Origin of the sequence: Streptomyces nymphaeiformis (genome assembly GCF_014203895.1) — a bacterium.
Lineage (GTDB): Bacteria > Actinomycetota > Actinomycetes > Streptomycetales > Streptomycetaceae > Streptomyces > Streptomyces nymphaeiformis.
Genome location: NZ_JACHJY010000001.1, coordinates 309,178 through 333,840, shown reverse-complemented (window position 1 = coordinate 333,840; position 24,663 = coordinate 309,178). Strand labels below are relative to the sequence as shown.

The window sequence follows — 24,663 nt, the reverse complement described above, 5'->3', positions numbered from 1 at the left end:
TGTGTGTTTGCACGGGCCTTCGTGGACAGTGGGGGGACCCGCCGGGATCAGCCGGCCGAGGCGATCTCGAAGAGGGTGTGCTCGACGGCGTCCCCGCCCTCACGGTCCGACCGGCCGCGCAGCACCCGCAGCTCCCGGCCGCACTCCTCGGCGATCGCGTGCAGTGAGGCGAGGTCGCCGCGGTCGCTGAAGTGCAGCAGGACCCGCCCTCCCTCGGCCAGGTACGAGGGGGCTTCGGCGAGGAAGCGGCGGTGGGCCCGGTAGCCGGGGTCCACGTACGCGCGCTCGTGCATGGTCTCGTAGCGGTAGGCGGACGGGGCGAGGACGAAGTTCGAGTGCCAGTAGACGGTGTCGAAGCGCTCACCGCCCGCGAGCCCGTCCGCGCCGTCACCGCCCGCGAGCCCGTCGAACAGGTCGCTGTGCAGGACCTTCACACGGTCCGCGACCCCGTGACGCGCCGCGTTCATCCCGGTGTTCCGCACGGCCTGTTCGCTGATGTCGAGGGCCGTCACCCGGTCGCAGCCCGCCAGGGCGGCGGAGACGGCGATGATGCCGGTGCCGCACCCGACCTCCAGGAACGAGCCCCGCCAGGGCGCCCGGTCCGGCCCGGTGAGGCCGAGCAGCTCCATGGCCACCCCGGTCGACGGCGAGAAGGGCGGGGCGAACACGCCGTCGAGCAGGTCCCACTCGCGGTCCGCCATGGCGAAGGTTCTCGGCCGGTCCGTTCGCAGAAGTGATGCCCGGCTCCGCTCCAGCGACCTCACGTACTGGTCGACTTGGGTCATCCCGCCCCCTTTTCCCCGTGACGAGCGCCACTCTTCACGACGCCCTCCTGAATCCTTTCCGAGCCGGTCGGAGCCCGGAAGGTGGCCGCACGACAACGCGCCGCCCCGGGATTGTGCCGAGGCACCATCGAGAACGTCACATCGCAGGTCAGCTTCATGATCGACTTTACGGGGAATCATAGGTCCGACGAAGACCGGCAAACCGATCGACACCACGGGGGAAAGCATCATGGGGAAGGACGAGGCGTCGGACGACGCCCCGGCGCTGGCCGTTCTGGAACTGCTCGCACAGGAGTCGCCGCCCAGCGCCTTCGAGGAGCTCCTGCACCGGGGCAGGCGGCAGCCCCTGCCGCCGGGGCAGCTCGCCGAACTGGAGCGGGCGACGCGGCTCGCCCTGGACATCCACTCCTCCGCGAACCAGCGCCGGCAGCGCGAGGCGGTCATGGCCGCCCTGGTGGACACGGTCCACGACATGACCACCCCGTACGACCCCGACGGGCTGCTCAAGGTCATCACCAGCCGGGCCCGCCGGCTCATCGGCTTCGACATGGCGTACATCAGCCTCCGCAAGCCCGACGGCGGCTCGTACATCCACAGTTCGGACGGCGACACGACCGCGCTCAACGTCGGCCTCGTGGTGGAGGAGAGCCGCGGCCTCGGCGAGATGGCGCAGGACAAGGGCGCTCCGTTCTGGACCGCGGACTACCTCAACGACGACCGGATCCCGCACGGGAAGGGGGTCGACGAGGTGGTGCGCGCGGAGGGCCTGCACGCGATCATGGCGGTGCCGATCTTCCAGGGCAGCAACCCCATCGGCGCGCTGTACGGCGCGGACCGCGTGGTGCGCCACTTCACGCCCAACGAGATAAGCGTGATGCGCTCCCTGGCGGACTTCGCGTCGGTCGCCCTGGAGCGGGCCCATCTCCTCGACCGTACGCAGACGGAGATCGCCGAGCTGGAGGCGTCGGGCCTCAAGGCGCGCGGCACCATCGCGCGGATGGCGTACCTGAACGACGTCCGGTCCCGGCTGATCGCCCAGGTCCTCGACGGCAGCGATCTGCGTGACGTCGCGACGACGGCGGCCGAGGCGCTGGGCGCCACGCTCGCGGTGGTCGACGCGCACGGGCGGATCCTGACGACCACCGAGGAGGGGGCCTCCTTCGACGAGGCGCTGACGCACCGGGCCGCCCTGGAGACGCATGCCGCGCGCGGGCCCGTCGCCCTGTCGGAGACCCTGTGGGCGACGCCCGTCAGCGCCGGGATGGAGCATCTCGGTGTCGTGCTGCTCCGGGTCGCGCAGCCGCCGGGCCCCGAGGCGCAGCGGTTCTTCCGCTTCGTCGCGCAGGCCGTGGCGCTGCTGCTCGTGGTGCAGCGCAGTACGGCGGTGGCGGCAGGGCCGATCCGCGACGAGTTCCTGGAGGGTCTGCTCGCGGGACCGGCCCGGGCGCCCCAGCAGCTCGCCACCAGGGCGCGGCAGTTGGGCCTGGATCCCGACGGTCCGTACGTGGTGGTGCTCGCCCGCCCGGAGGGCAGCGAGCACGGCAAGGCGGTCGTCTGGGCGTCCTCGTACGCCTACCGGCATTCCGGGCTCAAGACCGTGAACTCGTGCTCCATCGTGCTGCTGTTGCCGGGCTCGGACGCCTCGGCCGCCGCGCAGGCCGTGTCCGACGAGCTGTCGCCGCTGCTCGGCCGGCCCGTCACGGTCGGCGCCGCGGGTCCCGCGGACGGGCTCGGGTCCGTCTCGGCCGTCTACCAGGAGGCGCAGCGCTGCCTGGACGCCATGATCGCCCTGGACGGCGCGGGCAGCACGGCCTCGATGGACGAGCTCGGCTTCCTCGGGGTGCTGCTCTCCGATGACCACGACGTCGAGGGGTTCGTGGCCTCGGTCATCGGCCCGGTCCTCGACCACGACGCGGAGCGGTCGGCCGGGCTCGTCCCGACCATCGAGGCCTACTTCACCTCCGGCAACAGCCCGACCCGCGCGGCCGCCGCCCTCCACGTCCATCCCAACACGGTCGTCCGCCGCCTCGAACGGATCACCGAACTCCTCGGGGCCGGCTGGCAGAAGCCCGGACGCTCGGTCGACGTCCAGCTCGCGCTGCGCCTTGCGCGCGCCCGGGACGTCCTGCGGCGGCGGCGCGCGCCCGGACCCGGAGGTCAGGCCGAGGCCTCGTGGAAGTAGCGCTCGGCGCCCCGGCCGCCCGCCGTCAGGACCTCGACGGCGTGGGCCGCCGAGGCCAGGGTGATGTGGCAGTGCCAGCCGCGCAGGGACCGCCCCTCGAAGTCCCGCAGTCCGGCCCGGTCGCCGAAGCCCGACAGGTCCTGCGCCACCCGGTCGGTCAGCCGCGTCAGCCGCAGCAGCACCGGCGCGGGCGCCTTGGCCATGTTGGTGACCCACAGCTGGGCGGCGGGCCGCCGGGGGTCGTCCCACTCCCCGAGGAGCACGAGCCCCCGCTCGATGTGCTGCACGCGGCCCGGCAGCCCCACGCGCACCTTGGCGGCGGGCACGTGCCGTACGCCCGAGGGCGCCGCCGGGTCGGCCTGGCCGGTGGGCCTGCGCAGCCCCTTGGCCGCGTCGAGGATCCGCCGGGCCGGGAGCGCGCCCCGGTCGAGTCCGTGCAGGGCCGGCTCGCGGACCGTGAACCGGGCATCGCCTCCGATGCGTACGAGGACGGGCACGCCGGCCTCGTCGAAGCGGCGGATCACCGCCTCCGGGTCCCTCGCGGGCGTGTCGAGCACGACGGGGCGCCGGTCGGCGTCGAAGAGGCGGGCGAAGTCGAGGGCCGCGGTGCCCGCGCACTCGTCCTGCGTCTCGCCCAGGAGCAGCCGCCAGGTCACCGGTGAGCTCGCCTGTTCGGAGGCCGACCACACGCCGAACGCCTGCTGGCCGTGGAAGGTGCGGTCCCGGTGGAGGTCGAAGCCCCGGCCGACGCCCACGGAATGCCGGCCGGACTTCGGTATGGACATCTGCCGGACCACCCAGGCCTGCGGCCCGATCGCCCGGCCGAGCCAGTCGGCGAGCGCCTCGCGCACCGGCATCCAGTCCCAGGTGGAGTTGCAGATGAAGTGGTGCAGGCTCTGCTCCAGGGTCGGGTCGCCGAGACAGGCCGCGACGTTCCGGATCGACCTGCGCCCCTGCGCGGCGAGCAGGCCGCGCAGGTACTGCTCGCCCTTGCGCCGCTGGTCCCGGCGCGGGAGCGAGGCGAACAGGGCCGCGCTCAGGTCCTGGATGACGAGTTCGCGTTCGGACCTGCTCTCCGCCGCGGCGCGCTGCTCCGGAATGCCGCGGCGAACCCGCAGGTCCCGTACGTTCCGTACAGACATGATCCTGTCAGCGGGGACGCTCACAGAAACCCCCTTCATGCGCTGCCTGCCGTGACGGCCCTCTTGAACCGCCTCCACAAGGCTGGCCGCCGGGGGGTGCCGGGGGCGAGGTACAGGGGCCACCCGCTTGGGCCGCCGGGTTGTCGTCGCGGCACAACGGGCTCCGCCGGGCCCGCCGCGGGCGGGGCCCCGGCACCGGGTGCGGTCGGTGGCCCTGGGGGCCGGACCACACCGGGCCGGGGGGCGGCCGGTGACCGGGGGCGGGTCCGGCCGCCCGCGCGTCCTCTAGCCGGTGATCGGGCGCGGGTCGAAGGCCACCCGCTGCCGGGCGATCCTGCCGTCCACGACGTGGCTCCAGGTGGCCACCTGGACCGGCTCGGCGACGGTGGTGTGCAGCTCGAACCAGGTCAGCACGTCGGGGCCGTCGCTGAAGACCTTCCTGACGACGATGTCCGTGTTGATCTCCGAGGCCACCTCGATCTTCGCCCGGAACTCGTCGGCGCTGGTCGCGCTGCCGTACGGGCCGATGAAGTCCACGTCCTCGGCGAGCAGGGAGCGCAGGGTGTCGAAGTCCTTGACCTTCCAGGCCGCGTAGTAGGCGGCGGTCACGTCCACGGGCTTGGCTGTCATGCCGGTGTTCCCTTCCTGATCGGCGGGTGCAGCGAGGCACGCGCGTTGAGTTCGGCCGCGTCGTCACCGGTGGTGTTCCGGTACGTGGTGGCGATCCTGGCGTAGATCCCCTCGGGCGCGGCCCGGCCGGCCTGACCGGCCGTGTTCTTCGGCTTCGACCGGTCCATCCTCCGGTTGGCGAGCACGACGCCGGTGGTGGCGGCCCGGCGCCGGTCCTCGTACGCGCGCAGGGCGGCGACCGGGTCGTCCGTCGTGGCGAGCTCGTACGCGAGGACGCGGGCGTCGACGATCGCCTGCGAGGCGCCGTTCGCCCCGACGGGGTACATCGGGTGGGCGGCGTCGCCGAGCAGCGTCACCCGGCCGTCGCCCCAGACCGCCAGCGGGTCCCGGTCGACCATCGGGTACTCGAGGATGCTTTCGGCGCCGGTCAGCATCGCCGGCACGTCGAGCCATCCGAGGTCCCAGTCGGCGAAGTGCGGCAGGACGTCCTCGACGCGGCCCGCGCGGTTCCAGCCGGCGGAGCCGTCGAGCGGCTGGGGTTCGGCGACCGACACCATGCAGACCCAGTTGGTCAGCGAGCGGCCCCGGTCCGCCGCTCCCGGCCTTATCGGGTACGCGATCAGGCGGGCGCCGCGGCCGGCGTCGGCGTGGATCATGGTGCGGCCGGTGAGGAACGCGTCGGTCTCCGTGACACCGCGCCACATCATGGTCCCGGACCAGTGCAGCGGGCCCTCGTCCGCGTGGAGCCCGGCCCGTACCGCCGAGTGCAGGCCGTCGGCGCCGACGAGCAGGTCCGCGGCGATCTCCGTCTCCGCGCCGGTCTCCCGGTCCCGCACCCTGGCCCGTATCCCGTGCTCGTCCTGGTGGACGGCCTCGAAGGCCGTCCCGGTCCGTACGGCGTCGGGGCCGAGCCGGTCGCGCACCGCGGCGAGCAGCAGCATCTGGAGTTCGCCGCGGTGGACGGAGTACTGCGGCCAGTGGTAGCCCGCGGCGGCCCCCCGGTCCTGGCGGTGCTGGGGCACGCCCGCCTGGTCGACCCAGACCATCTCGGCGGTCGGGACGCCGAGGGCGGCGAGGTCGTCGCCGAGTCCGAGCTCCGTCAGCTCCCGGACGGCGTGCGGCTGGATGTTGATGCCGACGCCGAGGGGGCGGATCCGGCGGGTCCGCTCCAGGACGGTCGTCCGTATGCCGGCCGCGTGGAGGCTGAGGGCGGTGGTCAGTCCGCCGATCCCGGCCCCGACGACGACGACGTCCGGGTCGGCGGGGTCGGCCCCGCTCTCGGCGCCCCTCACGGCTGCAGCCGGCTCGTGCGCCAGCTCTGGTCGTCGAGCCGGTCGTAGCGGAGCCTGCGGTGCAGCCGGTCGGAGGCGGCCGACCAGAACTCCACGGCGGAGGGCACGAGCACGTAACCGACGAACCGCTCGGGGCGCGGCAGCGGCTCGCCGATCTCCTCCAGGCGGGTGGCCTCGGCGCGCAGCGCGGCCACGTCGTCCAGGGTCTCGCTCTGATGGGCGGCCGTCGACATCGCGTGCATCGGGACGGGGCGTCCGTACCAGAGGGCGTCGGACTCGGCGTCGCCGAGCTGCTCCACCTCGCCGGAGACGCTGATCTGCTGGGCGGTCTCGCGCCAGTAGAGCAGTCCGGAGGCCCAGCCGGTCGCGGCGATCTCGCGGCCCTTCTGGCTGCTGGTGTGGCTCATGAACACGAGGCCGCGGTCGGTGACGCGGCTGATCGCGATGATGCGGGTGGAGGCGCGGCCGCGGGCGTCGGCGGTGGCGAGCGCGAGGGCCTGCGGCTCGCGCACGCCGTGCTCCCGGGCCCGGTCGAGCCAGGTCCGCAGCAGCGCCATCGGCTCGGGTGCGGCGGTGTCGTACGCGTCGTACTCGGGGAAGTCGAGGTCCGTCTCGCCGCTGAGGGATTCGAACCTGCTGCTGTTGCCTGTGGTGGTCGTGCTCACTGGACTGGGGCCTCTCTAGACGTAGATGACGCCGCGGGCGACGACGGTGCCGTGGCCGCCGACGTGCACCGTGCGGACGTGGTCGCCCTCGCCCTCGGCGTGCGACCGCATCGGCGAGGGGCGGCCCATCTCGACCCCCTGGAGGATCTCCAGGTCCTGCCCGTACGCGGCGAGGCCGTGCCGGGCGAGGTGGATCGCGAGGGGGCCGGCCGCCGAGCCGGTCGCCGCGTCCTCGACCACGCCGTACGCCGGCGAGAACATCCGGGTGCGCCAGTGCGTGCCGGAGCCGGCGAAGCAGTTGGCGGCCATGTCCGGGAAGGCGGACAGGGCGCGGTGGTCGGGGCGCAGGGCGGAGAGCGCCTCGACGCTCTCCAGGCCGACGAACACGTGGCGCGGGCCGTTGTGGTAGACCTCGACCGGGGTCACGGACGCGTCGACGCCGAGCGCCGCGAGCAGCTCCGCGCTCTCCCGGTACGGCTCCCAGGTGGGCACCGGCTGCCGCATCCGTACGGCCGTGGCGTCGTCCTCGTGGTCGAGCTCGATGGGGATGACGCCCATGGCGGTCTCCACCCGCAGCCGGTCCTTCTTCATGGTCAGCCCGAGCGCGACCGCCGTGCCCAGCATCGGATGCCCGGCGAACGCCAGCTCGTTGACGGGCGTGAAGATCCGGATGCGCGCGTCGCCGTCCTGCTCGGGCGGGAGCACGAACGTGCACTCGGAGAGGTTCATCTCGCGGGCGATCTGCTGCATCCGCTCGCCCGTGAGGTCGGCGGTGTCGAAGAAGACGGCCACGGGGTTGCCTTCGAGCGGCCTGCGGGCGAAGGCGTCCACAACCATGTACTCGTGCATGGGTTCTCGGTTCTCCTGGAGAAGTCGTGCGGCGGAACGCGGCTACGGCGCGAGGGCCGGGCCGAGGCCGCCGAGGGCCGGAAGGGAGTGAAGGCCCTCGACGGTGGCCTCGATGTCGAACCGCGTCCGGTGCGTGGGCGGATAGCCGATCAGCTCCGCCGCGCGGTTGGGGGGCAGCGACCGGACGTCGGGGCGGTCGTCCTCCCACACCATGACCGCGCCCCAGCGGTTGCCGTCCCGGTCGGCCATCCAGAACTTGAGGCGGAGACCGGGCACGTCGGCCCAGGGGCTCACGGCGCCGTCCCGCAGGTGGTCACGGAGCGATTCGATGGTCTGGGGCGAGTCGCCCAGATCCCACCAGGCGATGTCGACCCTCATGCGGCGCTCGTTCCCGTGTCGCGGCCGGCGCTCAGGTCGGGATTCCCTCGCGCTTCACGGCGGGTACGGGAATTCCGAGGGCGCGGAGCTGCTGGTTGGGGTTCATGAACTCCCGCTCCTGCTTGATCTTTCCGTTCTCGAACTCGAAGGAATGGATGAAGTGGTTCTTGTAGTGACCCTCGGGATAACCGGGGAAGATTATCTTCCCCTCGCCGTCGCACTCCACCCAGAAACGGTTCGGGTCCTGCGTCTCGTAGATCTCGATGTTCGTCCAGACCCAGTCCGGGAAGCACTTCAGCGACCACACCGCGTGCTCGCCGAGCCGGTCCCGGCCGTGGGTGACGATCGGCTCGCCGGTGTCCGTGGTCCACAGGCCGCCGCTGCCGTCCTCGGTGAACAGCAGATGACGCTTGAGACGGTCCTCACCACGGGTGTTCATGTACTGCTCGACGATCGCCCGGTTGTTCCGCCGGAGCTCCACATCGTCCTGGAACGCCTGCGGGCGCACAGTCTCGGACATCACTGACCTCCACACGTCTGGGGGACTGATCCACGGTGCCGCCCGGGAGCGGCACTGCTGGACTCTCTGCCGGACCAGGGCCTTCCGCAATTCCCCGGGAGGGACTCCGTTAAGTCGGGCCAAGAAGCCGGCAATACGTGACGGAGTCCGCCCGTGCGGCTTCTTGACCCTTCCCGGGGTCGGCGAGAGTCGGTACGCAGCCGCTGCCCGCCCCCACCTCGAACGCGGCGCATCAATTCACCCTGGGAGGTATCAGGTGAACAATGTCCACGCATTCCTCCGCTCGTTGCCCGCGGTTCAGCAGCCGTCCTGGGAGGACCACCCGGAACTCGCCCGAGTGAGGGAGGAACTCGCCTCCGCGCCCCCGCTCGTCGACGCCGCCGAGACCGACGCGCTGCGCGCGCGGCTCGCCGAGGCCGCCGCCGGCCGGGTCCAGATCATCCAGTCCGGCGACTGCGCCGAGGACTGGGCCGAGTGCAACCAGGGCGATGTCGCCCGCAAGGCGGGGCTCCTCGAAGTCCTCGCCGGCATCATGAAGATGACCTCGCACAAGCCGGTCCTGCGGGTCGGCCGGCTGGCCGGCCAGTACGGCAAGCCGCGCTCCAACCCCACGGAGACGGTCGGCGGCGTGGAACTCCCCGTCTACCGGGGCCACATGGTCAACGCCCCCGAGCCCGACCCGGAGCTCCGCCGGCCCGACCCCGCCCGCCTGCTGACCGGCTACCGCTCCTCGCGCGACGTCATGGAGTTCCTCGGCTGGGGCGACGGCGCCCGGCGCACGCGGCCCGAGACCCCGGTGTGGACCAGCCACGAGGCGCTGCTCCTCGACTACGAGCTGCCGATGCTCCGCACCCAGCCCGACGGCCGGCTGCTGCTCACCTCCACGCACTGGCCGTGGATCGGCGAGCGGACCCGCCAGGTGGACGGCGCGCACGTGGCGCTGCTCGCCGCCGTCGCCAACCCGGTGGCCTGCAAGGTCGGTCCGGCCATGACGGCCGACACGCTGCTCGCGCTGTGCGAGAGGCTCGACCCGGAGCGGACGCCCGGACGCCTCACCCTGATCGCCCGCATGGGCGCGGACACCGTCGGCGAGCGGCTCCCCGCGCTCGTCTCCGCGGTGCGCGCCGCCGGACACCCGGTGATCTGGCTGACCGACCCGATGCACGGCAACACCGTCACCGGCCCCGAGGGGCTCAAGACCCGGCTGGTGAAGACGGTCGTGCGGGAGGTCGTGGAGTTCCACCGCGCGGTCACCGCGGCGGGCGGCGTCGCCGGCGGCATCCACCTGGAGACCACGCCCGACGAGGTCACCGAGTGCGTCGCCGACCACGACCGGATGCACGAGGTCGGCGAGAAGTACACGAGCTTCTGCGACCCGCGCCTGAACCCGCGGCAGGCCGTCTCCGTGGCCTCGGCCTGGCTCGGCTGACGCCCGCCTCCGCGAGACCCGGACCTCACCCGCCGTACAGCGAAAGGAAAGCCATGGGGGGAATCCCGCCCATCGACCCGTATCCGATGCCTTCCGAGGGCGATCTTCCCGCCAACACCGCGGAGTGGACGGTCGACCCCGACCGGGCGGTGCTGCTCGTCCACGACATGCAGCGCTACTTCCTGCGGCCGTTCCCCGCGGACCGCTCGCCCGGCAGCGAGCTGGTGCGCAACGCCGCGCTGCTGCGCGAGCAGTGCGCCGCGCTCGGCGTCCCCGTGGCGTACACCGCGCAGCCCGGCGGCATGACCGACCAGGAGCGCGGCCTGCTCAAGGACTTCTGGGGCCCCGGCATGAAGGTGTCCCCCGAGGACCGCCGGGTGGTCGACGAGCTCGCCCCCGCCCCGGGCGACTGGACGTTCACCAAGTGGCGCTACAGCGCCTTCTTCAAGTCGGACCTGCTGGAGCGGATGCGCTTCCACGGCCGCGACCAGCTGATCGTCTGCGGTGTGTACGCGCACGTCGGGGTGCTGATGTCGGCCGTCGAGGCCTTCACCAACGACATCCGGCCGTTCCTGGTCGCCGACGCCGTCGCCGACTTCTCGGAGAAGTACCACCGGCTCGCCCTCGACTACGCGGCGGAGCGCTGCGCGGTGGTCACCACCACCAAGTCGCTGCTCACCGAGCTGACCACGGCCGGCGGAGCCGGCCGATGACCCCGAAGGGAGACCCCGTGGCGCAGGACCTGCTGGGCCGGGTGCTCGCATCGCCCTCGTCGGCGTACGCCCTGCTGTACCGCCCGGAGACGACCGGCCCGGACGTCCTCGACGTCCTGGTCGGGGAGGTGTCCGCCGTGGACACGCTCGCCGGGATCGCCCTCCCCGACGCCCCCGCCCCCGGCGGCGGCGCCCGCCACGAGGTCCTCGCCGTCGTCCCGTACCGGCAGGTCTCCGAGCGCGGCTACGTGGCCACCGACGACGGCGAACCGCTGCTCACCATGACCGTCGCCGAGCAGGGCACGCTGCCGCTCGCCGAGGCGCTGCGCCGGCTGCCGGACGAGCCGACCGCCCTGTCCGGCGGCCACTTCGACGTCGACGACGAGAGCTACGCCGCCATCGTGCGGGACGTCATCGACCGGGAGATCGGCCGGGGCGAGGGCGCGAACTTCGTCATCAAGCGCGAGTTCGTCGCGGACATCACCGACTACTCGCCGCGCAGCGCCCTGTCGTTCTTCCGCCGCCTCCTGGAGCAGGAGTCGGGCGCGTACTGGACGTTCCTCGTCCACACCGGGGGCCGCACGTTCGTCGGCGCGAGCCCCGAGCGGCACGTCAGCCTGCACGGCGGCACCGCCGTGATGAACCCGATCAGCGGCACCTACCGGTACCCGGCCGCCGGCCCCGACCTGCCCGGCGTGATGGCCTTCCTGGCCGACCGCAAGGAGGCCGACGAGCTGTACATGGTCGTGGACGAAGAGCTCAAGATGATGGCCCGGATCTGCGCGGGCGGCGGACGGGTCGTCGGCCCGTACCTCAAGGAGATGGCGCGGCTCGCGCACACCGAGTACTTCATCGAGGGGCGGACCGACCGCGACGTGCGGGACGTCCTCCGCGAGACGATGTTCGCGCCGACCGTCACCGGCAGCCCGCTGGAGAGCGCCTGCAAGGTGATCAACCGGTACGAGCCGGAGGGCCGCGGCTACTACAGCGGCGTCATGGCCCTCATCGGCCGGGACGAGGACGGCGGCCGCACCATGGACTCCGCCATCCTCATCCGCACCACCGACATCAGCGCCGAGGGCCGGGTGCGCCTCGGCGTCGGCGCGACCCTGGTCCGCCACTCCGACCCGATGAGCGAGGTCGCCGAGACCCGGGCCAAGGCCGCCGGGCTGCTCGCCGCGCTCGGCGCCGGCGGCACCGGCCGGTTCGCCGGACACGCCCAGGTGCGTGCGGCCCTGGAGCGGCGCAACGACGACATCGCCGGCTTCTGGCTGCGGGAGACCTGCGAGCGGTCCCATCCTGTGGCCGAGCTCGCCGGGCGCCGGGTCCTGATCGTCGACGCCGAGGACACCTTCACGTCGATGATCGGCCAGCTCCTCTCCGCGATGGGGCCCGAGGTGACCGTACGGCGGTTCGACGAGCCGTACGACTTCGACGACTACGACCTGGTCGTCATGGGCCCGGGCCCCGGCGACCCGCGCGAGACCGGCAACGCCAAGATCGCGCACCTGCGGGCGGCCGTCTCCCAACTCCTCGACGAGCGGCGGCCGTTCCTCGCGGTCTGCCTCAGCCACCAGGTCCTCTCGACCCTGCTCGGCCTCGACCTGGCCCGCCGGGACGTGCCCAACCAGGGGGTGGCGAAGGAGATCGAGCTGTTCGGCGAACGCCGGCGGGTCGGCTTCTACAACACGTTCGCCGCCCGCAGCGACGAGGACAAGGCCACGCACCCGGAGCTCGGCGTCATCGAGGTCAGCCGGGACACGGAGACCGGCGAGGTGCACGCGCTGCGCGGCCGCGGCTTCGCGTCGATCCAGTTCCACGCCGAGTCGGTGCTCACCGAGGACGGCGTACGGATCGTCGGCGACCTGCTGACCGGGGTGGTGCGCTCGTGCGAGCCGCAGCCGTCCTGATCGGCGCCCCCGGCTCCGGCAAGACCACCGTCGGGACGCTGCTCGCCGCGCGCCTCGGGGTGGGCTTCCGGGACACCGACCACGACGTCGAGGCGGCCTGCGGCATGCCCGTGCCCGTTCTCGTACGGCGGCACGGCGAGGCGCACTTCAGGACGCTGGAGCGGGAGGCGGTGCGGGCCGCGCTCGACGGGCACGACGGGGTGCTCGCCCTCGGCGGCGGCGCCGTCCTGGACCCCGCGACCCGGCGGCTCCTGGCCGGCCACCGGGTCGTCCACCTCCAGGTCGCCCTGGAGACGGCACTGGCCAGGATCGGCGGCGCCGACGACAGACCGCTGCTCACCGGGGACCCGGAGACCCGGCTCAGGGAACTGTTCCGGGTGCGCGGCCCCGTCTACCGCCGGCTCGCCCGGCTGACCGTACCCGCCGACACGGACTCGGCGGCCGCGACGGCGGAACGGCTGGCCGACGCGCTGGCCGCGCTGCCGGCGTGACCAGGTGCCGCCCCGCTCCCCCTCCCCACTCCCCCATCAAGGAGCACTGACCATCCGGTGAACACCCAGCCGAGCACCAGCACCCCTCCCCTCGAGTGGACCGCGCTCGACCGGCGGGCCGTGGACGTGGCGCGCGCGCTCGCCGTCGACGCGGTGGAGCGGGCCGGACACGGCCACCCCGGCACGGCCATGAGCCTGGCCCCGGCGGCGTACCTCCTCTTCCAGCGTCTCCTCCGGCACGACCCGGCGGACCCCGCCTGGGCCGGGCGCGACCGCTTCGTGCTGTCCTGCGGTCACTCCAGCCTGACCCTCTACACCCAGCTCTACCTCTCCGGTTACGGCCTCGGGCTCGACGACCTCAAGGCGCTGCGCACCGAGGGCTCGCTCACCCCGGCCCACCCCGAGCACGGGCACACCCCCGGCGTGGAGACCACCACGGGACCGCTCGGGCAAGGGCTCGGCAACGCCGTCGGCATGGCGATGGCCGCCCGCCGCGAGCGCGGTCTCTTCGACCCGGACACGGCCCCCGGCGACTCCGTCTTCGACCACACCGTCTGGGTGTTCGCGTCCGACGGCGACCTGGAGGAGGGCATCAGCCACGAGGTCAGCTCGCTCGCCGGGCACCAGCGGCTCGGGAACCTCGTCGTGCTGTACGACGACAACCGGATCTCCATCGAGGACGACACCTCCATCGCGGTCTCCGAGGACGTCCTCGCCCGGTACGCGGCGTACGGCTGGCACGTCCAGCGGGTCGACTGGACCGCGACCGGCGCGTACCTGGAGGACGTGCCGGCGCTGTACGCCGCGCTGGCCGCCGCCCGCGAGGAGACCGGCCGCCCGTCGATCGTGGCGCTGCGCACGGTCATCGGCTGGCCCTCCCCCACCAAGCAGAACACCGGCAAGATCCACGGCTCGGCGCTCGGCGCGACCGAGGCGGCGGCCGCGAAGGCGGCGATGGGGCTCGACCCGGAGGCCTCCTTCCAGGTGCCCGACGAGGTCCTCGCGCACGCCCGCCGCGTCGCCGAGCGGGGCCGGGCCGCCCGCCGGGAGTGGGACAAGCGGTACGAGGACTGGCGCACCGAACTGCCCGAGCGGGCGGAGCTGTTCGACCGGATCGACGCCCGGCGGCTGCCCGACGGGTGGGCGGACGCGGTGCCGGACTTCCCGGCGGGCGGCGAGATGGCCACCCGCAAGGCCTCGGGCGAGGTCCTGTCCGCGCTCGCCGGGGTCCTGCCCGAACTGTGGGGCGGCTCGGCGGACCTCGCGGAGAGCAACAACACCACGATGAAGGGCGAACCGTCCTTCGTCCCCGAGGAGTTCGCGACGGCCGCGTTCCCCGGCCACCGCCACGGCCGCACCCTCCACTTCGGCATCCGCGAGCACGGCATGGGCGCCGTGCTCAACGGCATCGCCCTGCACGGCGGCACCCGCCCCTACGGCGGCACCTTCCTGGTCTTCTCCGACTACATGCGGCCCGCCGTGCGCCTGGCCGCGATGATGAGGCTGCCCGTCACCTTCGTCTGGACGCACGACTCGATCGGCCTCGGCGAGGACGGGCCGACGCACCAGCCGGTGGAGCACCTGTGGTCGCTGCGCGGCATCCCCGGCCTCGACGTGGTCCGCCCCGCCGACGCCCACGAGACCGCCGCCGCCTGGCGGGCGGTCCTGGAGCGCGCCGACCGGCCCGCGGGGCTCTGCCTGACCCGGCAGAACGTCCCGGTCCTGCCCGACCCGGGTCCCGACGCGGTCGCCCGCGGCGGCTACGTGCTCGCCGAGGCGGCGGGCGGCGCCCCGGAGGCGATCGTGCTGGCCACCGGCAGCGAGGTCCACATCGCCCTGGAGGCCCGCCGCCTGCTCGAACGGGACGGTCTGCCCACGCGGGTCGTGTCGCTGCCGTGCCTGGAGTGGTTCGCCGAGCAGAGCCCCCGGTACCGCGACGCCGTGCTGCCGCCGGAGGTCCGCGCCAGGGTCTCGGTGGAGGCCGGCTCGACCCTCGGCTGGCACGCCCTGACCGGCGACGCCGGAGAGGCCGTCGGCATCGACGAGTTCGGCGCCTCCGCCCCGTACCAGGCGCTGTACGGGCGGCACGGCATCACCGCGGAGCGGGTGGCGGCGGCCGTACGCGCGAGCGTGGCCAGGGCGGAGCGGGGGGTGTCCCGGTGAGCGCCCCGCACACGACCACGGACGCGTCGCTCAGCGCCACGGACGCCGTGGTGAGCGCCCCGCACACGGCCGCAGACGCGTCGCTCACCACCACCGACGCCCCGCTCACCGCCCGCGTCCCGGGCTCCAAGAGCATCACCAACCGGGCCCTGCTCCTCGCCGCGGCCGCCCGGGGCACCAGCCGCCTCCGGGCCCCGCTGGTCAGCGACGACACCCTGGCCTTCCGGGGCGCGCTGACGGCTCTGGGGGTACGCGTGGAGGCGGGGCCGCACGACGCGTTCTGGGACGTCACCGGGACCGGTCGGGGCCCCGTGGGCGGCGGGGGCGTGTGGTGCGCCGACGCCGGCACCGCGGCCCGCTTCCTGCCGCCGTTCACCGCGACCGGCCGGGGCACGTACGTCTTCGACGGCTCCGCACAGCTCCGGGCCCGCCCCCTGCGACCGCTGGCCGACGCGCTGGAACGGCTCGGCGCGACCGTACGCGCCGAGGGCGACGCGGGGCTCCCGCTGCGGGTGGACGCCGACGGGCTGCGGGGCGGCGAGCTCCAGGTCGACGGCGGGCTCAGCAGCCAGTTCCTGAGCGGGCTGCTCATGGCGGGACCGCTGCTGCGCACCCCGCTGACGGTGACCGTGCGGGACCTGGTCAGCCGGCCGTACATCGACATGACCGTCGCGCTGATGCGCCGCTTCGGCGCCGAGGTGACCGAGGAGGCCCCGGGCGTCTTCCGGATCGGCACCGGCGGCTACACCGCCGTCGACCTGCCCGTCGAGCCGGACGCGTCCACGGCCTCGTACTTCCTCGCTGCGGCCGCCGTCACCGGGCGCACGGTCACCGTGCCGGGCCTCGGCCGCGACAGCCTCCAGGGGGACCTCGGCTTCGTCGAGGTGCTCCGCACCGCGGGCGCCCGGGTGGACGTCGGCGAGGACGCGGTGACGGTCACCGGCACGGGCAGGCTGCGGGGCGGCTTCGAGGTCGACATGGGCGCGATCTCGGACACCTTCATGACGCTCGCCGCGATCGCCCCGCTCGCCGACGCGCCGATCACCGTCCGCGGCATCGGGCACGCCCGGCTCAAGGAGTCGGACCGGATCGCCGCCGTCGCCGGGAACCTCGCCGCCTGCGGGGTGGAGACCGAGACCGGCCCGGACTGGATGACGGTGCGTCCCGGCCCGGTCCGGCCCGCGCTGATCGCCTGCCACCGGGACCACCGCATCGCGATGGCCTTCTCCGTCCTCGGGCTGCGCGCCCCGGGGCTCGGTTTCGACGACCCGTCCTGCGTGGGCAAGACCTTCCCCGGGTTCCACGCCGAACTGCGGCGGCTGTTCCCGGAATGAAGGACGAGAAGGAGGACGAGATGACCACATCGATGCGGGTCCTGGTCGTCGGCGCGGGCGTCGGCGGACTGGCCGCGGCGCTCGGCATCGCGGCCCGGGGCCACCGGGTGACCGTGCTCGAACGCCGGGAGGAGATCGTCGAACCGGGCGTCGGCACCCAGCTGTCACCGAACGCGTTCCACGCGCTCGACCGGCTCGGAGTGGGTTCGGCGGTACGTGAACGGTCCTCGTTCATCGAGGAGTTGCGGTTCATGGACGCGACGACCGGCGAGCGGGTCGCCGGGATGCCCCTGACCGGCGGCTACCGGAAGCGGTTCGGCAACCCCTACGCGGTCCTCGACCGCCGCGCCCTCCACCAGGTGCTCCTCGACGCCTGCCGCGCGGCCGACGGCATCGACCTGCTCACCGGCCGGTCCGTCGCCTGGTACGAGCAGACCGACGACGAGATCACCGCCGTCACGGATTCCGGGCGGCGGTTCACCGGGGACGCCCTGATCGGCGCCGACGGCCTCCGGTCCGCCGTCCGCCGCCGGCTCGTCGGCGACGGCGAGCCGCAGGTCTCCGGCCACACGATCTACCACTCGGTCCTCCCCCTGGCGGACGTCCCGGAGGACCTCCACCCGGACGGCGCGACGGTCTGGGCGGGGCCCGGCTGGCACGTCGTCCACTTCGTGCACCGGGCCGGCGGCGCCGCGTTCCTGAACCTGGCCGGAACCCGCGACCACGGCACGGCCGAGGCCGTCGTCGGACTCCCGCTGGAGAAGTCCCACGTCCTTGCCCAGTTCCCCGAGTTGACCGACGCGGCACGACGCCTCCTCGCGCGCGGGGAGGAGTGGAAGACCTGGGTCCTGACCGACCGGGACCCGGTCGCCGACTGGACCGACGGCCGGGCGGCCCTCCTCGGCACCGCCGCGCATCCGATGCTGCCGTACGCGGTCCAAGGCCTGTCCATGACCCTGGAGGACGCGGCCGTGCTCGGCGCGGTCCTCGACGGCGACGCGCGGGACGTGGCCGCCCGGCTGAAGACGTACAACGCCCTGCGCCGCGACCGTACGGCGCGGACCCAGCTCGTGGCGCGCGAGCTGGGCGACCGGCTCTACCACCCGGCGGGCCCGGAGGCCACGGCCCGCAACACGATGCTCTCCTCGCTCACCGTGGACGAGCTCTACGACAAGGTGTCCTGGCTGCACGGGGCCCCCGACTTCACCGGAGGAGACGGACGTTGAGCAGGTTGCGTTGGCTGACCGCTGGGGAATCCCACGGACCCGCGCTGGTCGCGACGCTGGAGGGTCTTCCCGCCGGTGTCCCGGTCACCACTGAGCTGGTGGCGGACCACCTCGCGCGGCGACGTCTCGGCTATGGGCGGGGTGCCCGGATGAAGTTCGAGCGGGACGAGGTCACCTTCCTCGGTGGTGTCCGGCACGGGCTGTCCCTGGGTTCGCCGATCGCGGTGATGGTGGGCAACACCGAGTGGCCGAAGTGGGAGAAGGTGATGTCGGCCGATCCGGTCGATCCCTCGGAGTTGAAGGAGACGGGTCGCAACGCGCCCCTGACCCGGCCGCGTCCGGGCCACGCGGATCTGGCCGGGATGCAGAAGTACGGCTTCGACGAGGCCCGGCCGATCCTGGAGCGCGCGTCCGCCCGGGAGACCGCGGCCCGGGTCGCGCTCGGCGCCGTCGCCCGCTCCTTCCTGAAGGAGGCCGCCGGCATCGAGATCGTCTCCCACGTCATCGAGCTGGCGGCTGCCAAGGCTCCCTACGGCCTCTACCCGACCCCCGCCGACGTCGAGAAGCTCGACGCCGACCCGGTCCGCTGCCTCGACGCCGACGCGTCGAAGGCGATGGTCGCGGAGATCGACCAGGCCCACAAGGACGGCGACACCCTGGGTGGTGTGGTCGAGGTCCTCGCCTACGGCGTGCCCGTCGGGCTCGGCTCGCACGTGCACTGGGACCGCCGTCTCGATGCCCGTCTGGCGGCCGCGCTGATGGGCATCCAGGCCATCAAGGGCGTCGAGGTCGGCGACGGTTTCGATCTGGCCCGCGTGCCCGGCTCGAAGGCCCACGACGAGATCGTGCGCACCGGGGACGGCATCAAGCGCACCTCCGGCCGCTCCGGCGGCACCGAGGGCGGCCTGACCACCGGCGAGCTGCTGCGCGTCCGCGCCGCGATGAAGCCCATCGCGACCGTCCCGCGGGCGCTGGCCACGATCGACGTCGCCACCGGCGAGGCCGCTGCCGCCCACCACCAGCGCTCCGACGTCTGCGCCGTCCCCGCCGCCGGGATCGTCGCCGAGGCGATGGTCGCGCTGGTCCTCGCGGACGCGGTGGTCGAGAAGTTCGGCGGCGACAGCGTGCCCGAGACCCGCCGCAACGTGCGGTCGTACCTCGACTGCCTCCCCGTCAGGTGAGACGGGCCGTCGTCCGACCGCGTGAATGTCCGGGCCGCCGGCGGGGTACGGGACGCGTGTGGTGTTCTCCGGAGAGTCGGCCGTGACCGTCGTCCACGCGTGCGTACGGGACGGTCGGGGCGGCAGTCCCACGGCCGTCCTCGACGACGGGCCGTTCGGCGAGGAGGAGCGGCGGCGGGTGCCCGGGGCCGCGGGGGCGTCGCACGCCGTCTTCGTCGCGCCCGAGGGCGAGCGGGACGGGGTCCCCGCGGTCTCCCTCCGGTTCTTCACCTCCGAGGGCGAGCTGCCCTCCTGCGGGCACGGAACGGTCGCCGCGCTCGGGTTCCTCGCCGCGCGGGCCGGCGCCGACACGTACCGGGTGTCCCTGCGCGTCGGGGAGCGTACGTTCGCCGGCCGGGCCGTGCTGAAGGGCCCGTACGCCGAGGTCGGCTTCGCGTACGGGCCGGTCGAGCTGCGCGAACCGGACGGCCGCGAGTCCGCACTCGTCCTGCCCGCGCTCGGCCTCGCCCCGGACCCGCTCGGGCCGGAGGTACGGGTCGCCTCCGTCGGGCGGCCGCGCCTGCTGGTCCCGGTCGCCTCGCGGTCCGCGCTCGCCGCCCTCGTCCCGGACATGGAACGGCTCCGCGCCGCCTGCGACCGCCTCGGGCTCCTGGGCTGTTACGTGTACTCCGCGCCGTCGCCGTCGGGGCGGGTCGCGGCCCGGATGTTCGCCCCGTCGATCGGCGTCCCCGAGGACATCGCCAACGCCAACAGCACGGCCTGTCTCGCCGCCCACCTGGCCGGCCGGGGCGTCGACCGCATCGCGGTCGACATGGGGGACTCCCTCGGCAGCCCCGCCACCGTCGTCGCCGTGACCGAGACCTGGCCGTCGGGTCCGGTCGTACGGCTCGGCGGCGACGTCCTCGTCACGCGCCGCCCGTAGCGGCGAGGGGGTTGGGGACGGGGATCCACGCGTCCCGGTCCACGCCCCGCAGGCGCATCAGCGTGAGGGCCTTGACCTTGAGCTCCGGGGCGAAGAGGGCCGCGCGGTCGGCGCGGTTCTCCGGGGTCGCGGGGAGGCCGTCGTAGGCGCGGCGGGCAGCGGCGGCGGCGAGGCCCCAGAGCCGGGCCTCCGTGGTCCGGTCGCCGTCCGCCAGGGCGGAGACCAGGGTCCCGAAGGTCGTCCCGAAGAGGTGGCCGAACAGCATCGTGCGGAGCACGTCCGGCTCGTCGTCGACGACCCGCCCGCCGACGGGAGCGGCGTCGAAGCCGTGCCGGGCGAGGCGGCGCGGGCTCAGCCGGACGTCCGCGAGGTCCCGGTAGACGAGCCGGCGGGGGCGGGCGTGCGCGTCGAGCACGACGAGGAGGTTCTGCCCGTGGGCGGCGGGCGCGACGCCCCGGCTCAGGAGCCGGACGAGCGGCGGGACCACGAGGGCGGCGAAGGCGGCCAGCCAGTCGGCGCCCGCGTCCGGGGCGCCGGCGGACGCGAGGAGCGTCCGGATCAGGGGTGGGCCGTCGCCGGCGGGGCGGGTGGCGAGCGCCGCCACCGGCACGACCGTCTCCCCCGCCCGCAGGCCCGCGGCGGCGGACGGCGACTCGCGGAGCAGGACGGCGAGGTCGGCGCTGGGCTCCCCGTGGACGAGCGCGGAGGCGCCGGCGAGGTTGCGGGTGATCCTCAGGGCCTCGGCCAGGTCGTCCACGACGTGCGCGAGCAGCGCGGAGAGCGGGGCGCTGTTCTCGACGCCGCTCGCCGAGATGTCGCGGATCGCGCTGGTCATCCGTGTGGTGAGCGCCGTCTTCAGGTGCGGTCCGCCGTCGAGCGGGGCGAGGGTCCGTACGCTCATCAGCGGCCGGGCGGGGATCGCTCCGGTGACGTAGGGGCGGTGTCCGAGCCCCGGGAGGACGTGGGCGCTCTGCCAGGGGTGCACGGGCAGCAGCAGCCGGTCGCCGTCCCGCAGCCGGTCCGGCCACTCCCCCGCGACGAGGCACCGCGCGGCGGGGACCGCGACCAGGTCGAGGTCGACGACCGGTCGGTGCTCGGGCGCGTACGCGAGCTGCTCGGCGACGGAGAGGCCGGGGCGGCTGCGGCAGCAGGGGTGGTACGGGTGCCCGTCGACGACACCCTGCTCGACGTACGCGAGCGAACCGGCGCCGCCGTCCGATCCCGGGACCGCGCCCGGTACGGGAGCCTCGCCCGGTACGGGGGCCGCGTGGGGTCCAGAGGCCGCGTGGGGCCCGGAGGCCGCGTGGGGCCCGGAGGCCGCGTGGGGCCCGGAGGCCGCGCCCGGTCCGGAGGCCGCACCCGGTCCGGACGCCGCACCCGGTCCGGACGCCGCACCCGCCCGTGACAGGGCCAGGGACGCGACGCTGTGGCCGAGTTCGGCGACGAGGGCGTCGGCGCCCGGGAGGCCGAGGGCGGCGAGGAGGGCGGCGGGGTCGTCGTGGGCGCGGCCGTCGAGCCGTACGGTCGCGTCATCGCCCGGAACCACCAGGTCGTGCGGGAGCCGGGGCGGCCCGCTCAGCACCCGCCCGTCGTCGAGCCGCACCCGCCCGGCGAGCCCGTCGCGCTCGGCGACCCCCGGCAGCGGCTCGTACAGCAGGGCCCTCCAGAGCCGCCCGAGCACGGCCGCCCGGGCGGGGGCGAGCTCGCGCCGGTAGGCGTCGAGCAGCCGGGGGGCGACGTCCACGAGACCGTCGACGAAAACGGCCTCGGGGGCGCGCAGTGCCTGGCGTGCGCTCGTATCGTGATCCGGAGCGGAGTGCATGAAGGCTCACTACCCTGCGCAGGATGTCCCTACCGGTGGACGCCCCGCCGGGGAACGGGTGGAAGGCGCTGTCGTGAGTGAAGCCAAGGGCCGGGCCGACGCCCTCTCCGCCACCGCCCTCCTCAACTGCCTGATCCGGGAGGTGGCCGGGACCGAGCCGCGCCCGGACCCGGACCACACGGTCCACCGGCTCCCGGCGACCGGCCGTCTCCTGCGGGTACGGGCGGGGCGGAGGCCCACCGAGCCCTGCGTCCGCACCGACGGCGGCTGGCTGCCGCTGACCTTCGAGGCCCTCGTGGCGCTGACCGCCGACGAGCTCGGCCGGCGCACCGGCGTCACCAACAGGGCCGTCGTCGGCGAGATGACCGCCAGCAGGGACGTCGTCGCGGCCCTCCAGGACGCGCGCGCGTCCGCGTCCCCGCCGGAGGACCCGTACCTGCGGTCGGAGCAGGCGCTGCTCGCCGGGCACCGGTACCACCCGGCGCCCAAGGCGCGCGGCGCGGGCGTCCCGGAGAGCTGGCTGCCGTACGCGCCGGAGGCGTACGCCCGCTTCCCGCTGGAGCTCCTCGGGGTCCGGGCGGACGTCGTCGCGGAGGACGGCGACCTGTCGCTCCTGGACGCGCTGGGGACGGGCGCGCCCGACGGCTACCTGCTGCTCCCCGTCCACCCCTGGGAGCTGGACCTCCTGGGCGAGCAGCCCGCGTTCCGCGACGGCCGGCTGCTGCGGCTCGGGGCGAGCGCGCCGAGTGCCGGGCCGGCCGTGGCGACGTCCTCCGTACGGACGGTGTACCTCCCCGACGCCGACCTCTTCTGCAAGTTCAGCCTGGACGTGCAGATCACCAACGGCAACCGCCGTCTGGAGCTGCGCGACCTGCTGTGGCTGCGGACGATCGCCGACCTCCTCGCGCCGGTCTTCGACCCGCTGCCCACGGCGACGTTCCTCGCCGACCGGGGCTACCGCACGGCCGACCTCGGCGGGCAGCTCGCCTACGAGGGCTTCGCGGTGATCGCCCGCGAGGGTCTGCGGCCGCACCTGCTGCCGGGGGTGACGCCGCTGCTCGCGGCGGGCGTCGCCGAGGGCTTCCCGGGCAACCCGATCGACGGCCTGACCGCCGAGGGGGCGCTCGCCTGGTGGCGGCACTACCTCGACCGGCTGGTGCCGCCGGTGCTGCACGCCTGGCGGGCGCACGGCCTGGTCCTGGAGTGCCACCTGCAGAACGTCCTCGTCGGCGTCGACGCCGACGGCCTCCCCGCGCAGGTGGTCTTCCGCGACCACGAGGGGATACGGATCGTCGCCGCGCGGCACCGGGGGCTCCTGGACCGGCACGGCCCGCGGGGCCCCGCTCCGGCCCTGGACGCGGAGCACGGCTGGGAGCGGCTCGTGTACTGCCTGGTGACGAACAACCTCTCCGAGATCGCCGGCGCCCTCACCGACCGCCACCCGGAACTCACCGGCGAGCTCTGGTCCCTGGCCCGGTCGGCCTTCGCGGCGTACGCGGCGGAGCACGGCGGCGCGGAGGAGGTCTCCGCGCTGCTCGGCTCCCCGCACGTGCCCGCGAAGACCAACCTCCTGCTGCGCTGGCTCGACGTGGCCGGCGCGGACGCCCGCTACGTGCCGATGCCCAATCCGCTGCGCCGGGGCTGACCGTCAGCGGACGGGACGGTCCAGCCTCACCCGTACGAGGGTGGTGTCCACGCCGCTGTCGACGAGGCGGCCGTTCGCGTCGAAGGCCTCCGGGCCGTCCGTCATGCCGAAGTCGTTGTCGTTGAGGAGGACGACGGTCGAGGAGCCTTCGACGGCGACGCCCTCGATCTTGCCGGGGACGCCCGCGACCGTGTTGAGGTCGATCACGAGGCGCTTGTCGAGGACCGGCACCTCGGCGGCGGCCGTGTCGTCGAGCTGCTCCAGGGTGGGAGCCGTGGCGGTGTCCCAGGTGGAGCCCAGGATGTCGCTGCCGCGGCGGAGGCGGACCTCGTAGAGGCGGGCGGCCTTGTCGGTGCGCTCCTGGACGAGGAGGCGGTCGCCGCCGAGGGCGACGAGGGCGGAGAGCTTCAGCTCGGAGGTCTTGGTCTGGCCGGGCTCGACGACGTCGACGGTGTCGAAGCGGTAGGCGTACTCGGCGGTGACCCGGTTCTTGCGGGGCGAGAAGCGCAGCAGGCGGGTGGTGCGGGAGTTCTCGCCGGAGACCTTGTCGGGGTTGAGCAGCGGGCTCTGCAGGCCGAGGACGAGGTCGCCGTCGGGCAGCAGCGCGAGCCCCTCGAAGCCGCGGTTGGCCTTGCGCTGGAGGAAGATCGACGGCAGCGACTCGACGACCGGGTAGTCGGTGCCGGTCAGGCCGAGGCCCTCGGGGACGTGACGGGCGAGGACGCGGCCCTTCGCGGAGACGTGCACGAGGGAGGGTCCGTACTCGTCGACCAGCCAGAAGCTGCCGTCGCGGTCGCGGACGAGGCCCTCGGTGTCGAGGCCGTTCGGGTTGTACGTGAGCGGGGTGGAGGCGTCGTAGTTGTACGGGGCCTCGTCGCGGCCGGGCTGGTTCGGCAGGCCGGTCACGGGGGCGCCGGAGGCGGTGGTCAGCGGGATGGAATCGAGGACCTGGACGCGGTCGCCGACGGCGCGGATCCTGACGATGGCCGGGTCGAAGCCGGGCACGGGGAAGGTGCGCCGCTTGTCCTTGCCGACGGCTATCTGGCCGTTGGGGCCCCGGTCGGTGACGGTCCAGTACTCGCCGCGCTTCCCGGCCGGGTACAGGTCGCTGCCGATGCCGCCGAGGTCGACGCCCCGGTCGTCGGCGACGCTGCCGGGCAGCAGGCCGTTGCTGAAGGCGGCCAGCGGGATGTCGGGCAGGGTCGAGGTGGAGACGACCCGGCCGGCGGGGTCTCCGTGGTGCGCCGGGGTGGCGTCGGCCGTCCCCATGACCACCGAGAACGCGAGCGCGGCGGACAGCGGCAGGACCACGAGGGCGGGCCGGCGCAGGAGGCGCGGATTCATCTGAACTCCCTGGATGACGTGGAAAGTCGCCGGTGAGGGC

20 protein-coding genes and 1 pseudogene are annotated in these 24,663 nt (G+C 74.1%); 11 read left to right on the top strand and 10 right to left on the bottom strand.

Annotated elements, in window-relative coordinates:
* Positions 1-47: 47 nt before the first annotated feature.
* Positions 48-701, bottom strand: coding sequence for a 50S ribosomal protein L11 methyltransferase (locus GGE06_RS01440; protein ID WP_246532285.1), 654 nt, complete (start codon positions 699-701; stop codon positions 48-50).
* Positions 702-1,014: 313 nt separating this feature from the next.
* Here GGE06_RS01440 and GGE06_RS01435 point away from each other — a divergent pair, with 313 nt between their 5' ends.
* Positions 1,015-2,967, top strand: a complete 1,953-nt coding sequence (locus tag GGE06_RS01435; protein WP_116160920.1) for a helix-turn-helix domain-containing protein — start codon at positions 1,015-1,017, stop codon at positions 2,965-2,967.
* On the opposite strand, the gene GGE06_RS01430 is transcribed toward GGE06_RS01435, so the two are convergent.
* The 7 genes from GGE06_RS01430 to GGE06_RS01400 all read right to left on the bottom strand — a co-directional run bounded on the left by GGE06_RS01430 (position 2,943) and on the right by GGE06_RS01400 (position 8,443).
* Positions 2,943-4,109, bottom strand: a complete 1,167-nt coding sequence (locus GGE06_RS01430) for an IS701 family transposase (protein ID WP_246532284.1) — start codon at positions 4,107-4,109, stop codon at positions 2,943-2,945. The two genes, GGE06_RS01435 and GGE06_RS01430, sit on opposite strands and share 25 nt — an antisense overlap.
* 285 nt (positions 4,110-4,394) lie before the next feature.
* The gene (locus GGE06_RS01425; protein WP_116160919.1) at positions 4,395-4,739 is read right to left on the bottom strand and encodes a nuclear transport factor 2 family protein; all 345 of its coding nucleotides are present in this window, start codon (positions 4,737-4,739) and stop codon (positions 4,395-4,397) included.
* Positions 4,736-6,031: a flavin-dependent oxidoreductase gene (locus tag GGE06_RS01420; protein WP_184929848.1), complete on the bottom strand. Its 1,296-nt coding sequence runs from the start codon at positions 6,029-6,031 to the stop codon at positions 4,736-4,738. The genes GGE06_RS01425 and GGE06_RS01420 overlap by 4 nt, the downstream gene beginning before the upstream one ends.
* The gene (gene phzG / locus GGE06_RS01415) at positions 6,028-6,696 is read right to left on the bottom strand and encodes a phenazine biosynthesis FMN-dependent oxidase PhzG (protein ID WP_181924628.1); all 669 of its coding nucleotides are present in this window, start codon (positions 6,694-6,696) and stop codon (positions 6,028-6,030) included. The genes GGE06_RS01420 and phzG overlap by 4 nt, the downstream gene beginning before the upstream one ends.
* Positions 6,697-6,711: 15 nt before the next feature.
* The gene (locus GGE06_RS01410; RefSeq protein ID WP_116160917.1) at positions 6,712-7,545 is read right to left on the bottom strand and encodes a PhzF family protein; all 834 of its coding nucleotides are present in this window, start codon (positions 7,543-7,545) and stop codon (positions 6,712-6,714) included.
* Positions 7,546-7,587: 42 nt separating this feature from the next.
* Positions 7,588-7,923, bottom strand: coding sequence for a hypothetical protein (locus GGE06_RS01405; protein ID WP_116160916.1), 336 nt, complete (start codon positions 7,921-7,923; stop codon positions 7,588-7,590).
* A 31-nt stretch (positions 7,924-7,954) separates the two neighbouring features.
* Positions 7,955-8,443 (bottom strand): PhzA/PhzB family protein, encoded by a 489-nt coding sequence (locus GGE06_RS01400; protein WP_116165532.1) that lies wholly within the window; start codon positions 8,441-8,443, stop codon positions 7,955-7,957.
* Between the two features lie 256 nt (positions 8,444-8,699).
* On the opposite strand from GGE06_RS01400, the gene GGE06_RS01395 reads away from it, so the two are divergent.
* The 9 genes and pseudogenes from GGE06_RS01395 to GGE06_RS01355 all read left to right on the top strand — a co-directional run bounded on the left by GGE06_RS01395 (position 8,700) and on the right by GGE06_RS01355 (position 19,812).
* Positions 8,700-9,872 (top strand): 3-deoxy-7-phosphoheptulonate synthase, encoded by a 1,173-nt coding sequence (locus GGE06_RS01395; protein WP_220378541.1) that lies wholly within the window; start codon positions 8,700-8,702, stop codon positions 9,870-9,872.
* Positions 9,873-9,925: 53 nt separating this feature from the next.
* Positions 9,926-10,585, top strand: a complete 660-nt coding sequence (locus GGE06_RS01390; protein WP_184929846.1) for an isochorismatase family protein — start codon at positions 9,926-9,928, stop codon at positions 10,583-10,585.
* Positions 10,582-12,495: an anthranilate synthase family protein gene (locus GGE06_RS01385; RefSeq protein WP_184929845.1), complete on the top strand. Its 1,914-nt coding sequence runs from the start codon at positions 10,582-10,584 to the stop codon at positions 12,493-12,495. The genes GGE06_RS01390 and GGE06_RS01385 overlap by 4 nt, the downstream gene beginning before the upstream one ends.
* Positions 12,474-12,986: a shikimate kinase gene (locus GGE06_RS01380; protein ID WP_184929844.1), complete on the top strand. Its 513-nt coding sequence runs from the start codon at positions 12,474-12,476 to the stop codon at positions 12,984-12,986. Before GGE06_RS01385 ends, GGE06_RS01380 begins: the two co-directional genes overlap by 22 nt.
* Positions 12,987-13,043: 57 nt before the next feature.
* Positions 13,044-15,149: a transketolase gene (gene tkt / locus GGE06_RS01375; RefSeq protein WP_184929843.1), complete on the top strand. Its 2,106-nt coding sequence runs from the start codon at positions 13,044-13,046 to the stop codon at positions 15,147-15,149.
* A 50-nt stretch (positions 15,150-15,199) separates the two neighbouring features.
* Positions 15,200-16,483 carry a 3-phosphoshikimate 1-carboxyvinyltransferase gene (gene aroA / locus GGE06_RS01370; protein ID WP_184930161.1) on the top strand — a complete coding sequence of 428 codons (1,284 nt, stop codon included), beginning with the start codon at positions 15,200-15,202 and terminating at the stop codon, positions 16,481-16,483.
* Positions 16,459-17,709, top strand: a pseudogene (locus GGE06_RS01365) (FAD-dependent monooxygenase); the annotation flags it as partial. The gene aroA and the pseudogene GGE06_RS01365, both read left to right, overlap by 25 nt.
* On the top strand, positions 17,706-18,890 hold the full coding sequence (gene aroC / locus GGE06_RS01360; RefSeq protein ID WP_184929842.1) for a chorismate synthase: 1,185 nt from the start codon (positions 17,706-17,708) through the stop codon (positions 18,888-18,890). The pseudogene GGE06_RS01365 and the gene aroC, both read left to right, overlap by 4 nt.
* Positions 18,891-18,972: 82 nt before the next feature.
* Positions 18,973-19,812, top strand: a complete 840-nt coding sequence (locus GGE06_RS01355) for a PhzF family protein (RefSeq protein ID WP_312882993.1) — start codon at positions 18,973-18,975, stop codon at positions 19,810-19,812.
* Here GGE06_RS01355 and GGE06_RS01350 read toward each other — a convergent pair.
* The gene (locus GGE06_RS01350; protein WP_221517629.1) at positions 19,796-21,634 is read right to left on the bottom strand and encodes an IucA/IucC family protein; all 1,839 of its coding nucleotides are present in this window, start codon (positions 21,632-21,634) and stop codon (positions 19,796-19,798) included. The two genes, GGE06_RS01355 and GGE06_RS01350, sit on opposite strands and share 17 nt — an antisense overlap.
* A 73-nt stretch (positions 21,635-21,707) precedes the next feature.
* On the opposite strand from GGE06_RS01350, the gene GGE06_RS01345 reads away from it, so the two are divergent.
* Complete coding sequence (locus GGE06_RS01345; RefSeq protein WP_312882992.1) at positions 21,708-23,279, top strand: IucA/IucC family protein; 1,572 nt, start codon at positions 21,708-21,710, stop codon at positions 23,277-23,279.
* 3 nt (positions 23,280-23,282) lie between these two features.
* On the opposite strand, the gene GGE06_RS01340 is transcribed toward GGE06_RS01345, so the two are convergent.
* A complete protein-coding gene (locus GGE06_RS01340) occupies positions 23,283-24,623 on the bottom strand; it encodes an esterase-like activity of phytase family protein (RefSeq protein ID WP_116160907.1) in 1,341 nt (446 codons plus the stop codon).
* Positions 24,624-24,663 lie beyond the last annotated feature (40 nt).

Excerpts from the sequence above, each read along its gene's own strand:
- GGE06_RS01430 (WP_246532284.1), bottom strand. The coding sequence starts at position 4,109 with ATGTCTGTACGGAACGTACGGGACCTGCGGGTTCGCCGCGGCATTCCG.
- GGE06_RS01340 (WP_116160907.1), bottom strand. The coding sequence starts at position 24,623 with ATGAATCCGCGCCTCCTGCGCCGGCCCGCCCTCGTGGTCCTGCCGCTG.
- GGE06_RS01350 (WP_221517629.1), bottom strand. The coding sequence starts at position 21,634 with ATGCACTCCGCTCCGGATCACGATACGAGCGCACGCCAGGCACTGCGC.
- GGE06_RS01435 (WP_116160920.1), top strand. The coding sequence starts at position 1,015 with ATGGGGAAGGACGAGGCGTCGGACGACGCCCCGGCGCTGGCCGTTCTG.
- GGE06_RS01410 (WP_116160917.1), bottom strand. The coding sequence starts at position 7,545 with ATGCACGAGTACATGGTTGTGGACGCCTTCGCCCGCAGGCCGCTCGAA.
- GGE06_RS01400 (WP_116165532.1), bottom strand. The coding sequence starts at position 8,443 with ATGTCCGAGACTGTGCGCCCGCAGGCGTTCCAGGACGATGTGGAGCTC.
- GGE06_RS01385 (WP_184929845.1), top strand. The coding sequence starts at position 10,582 with ATGACCCCGAAGGGAGACCCCGTGGCGCAGGACCTGCTGGGCCGGGTG.
- GGE06_RS01425 (WP_116160919.1), bottom strand. The coding sequence starts at position 4,739 with ATGACAGCCAAGCCCGTGGACGTGACCGCCGCCTACTACGCGGCCTGG.
- GGE06_RS01405 (WP_116160916.1), bottom strand. The coding sequence starts at position 7,923 with ATGAGGGTCGACATCGCCTGGTGGGATCTGGGCGACTCGCCCCAGACC.
- GGE06_RS01440 (WP_246532285.1), bottom strand. The coding sequence starts at position 701 with ATGGCGGACCGCGAGTGGGACCTGCTCGACGGCGTGTTCGCCCCGCCC.
- GGE06_RS01390 (WP_184929846.1), top strand. The coding sequence starts at position 9,926 with ATGGGGGGAATCCCGCCCATCGACCCGTATCCGATGCCTTCCGAGGGC.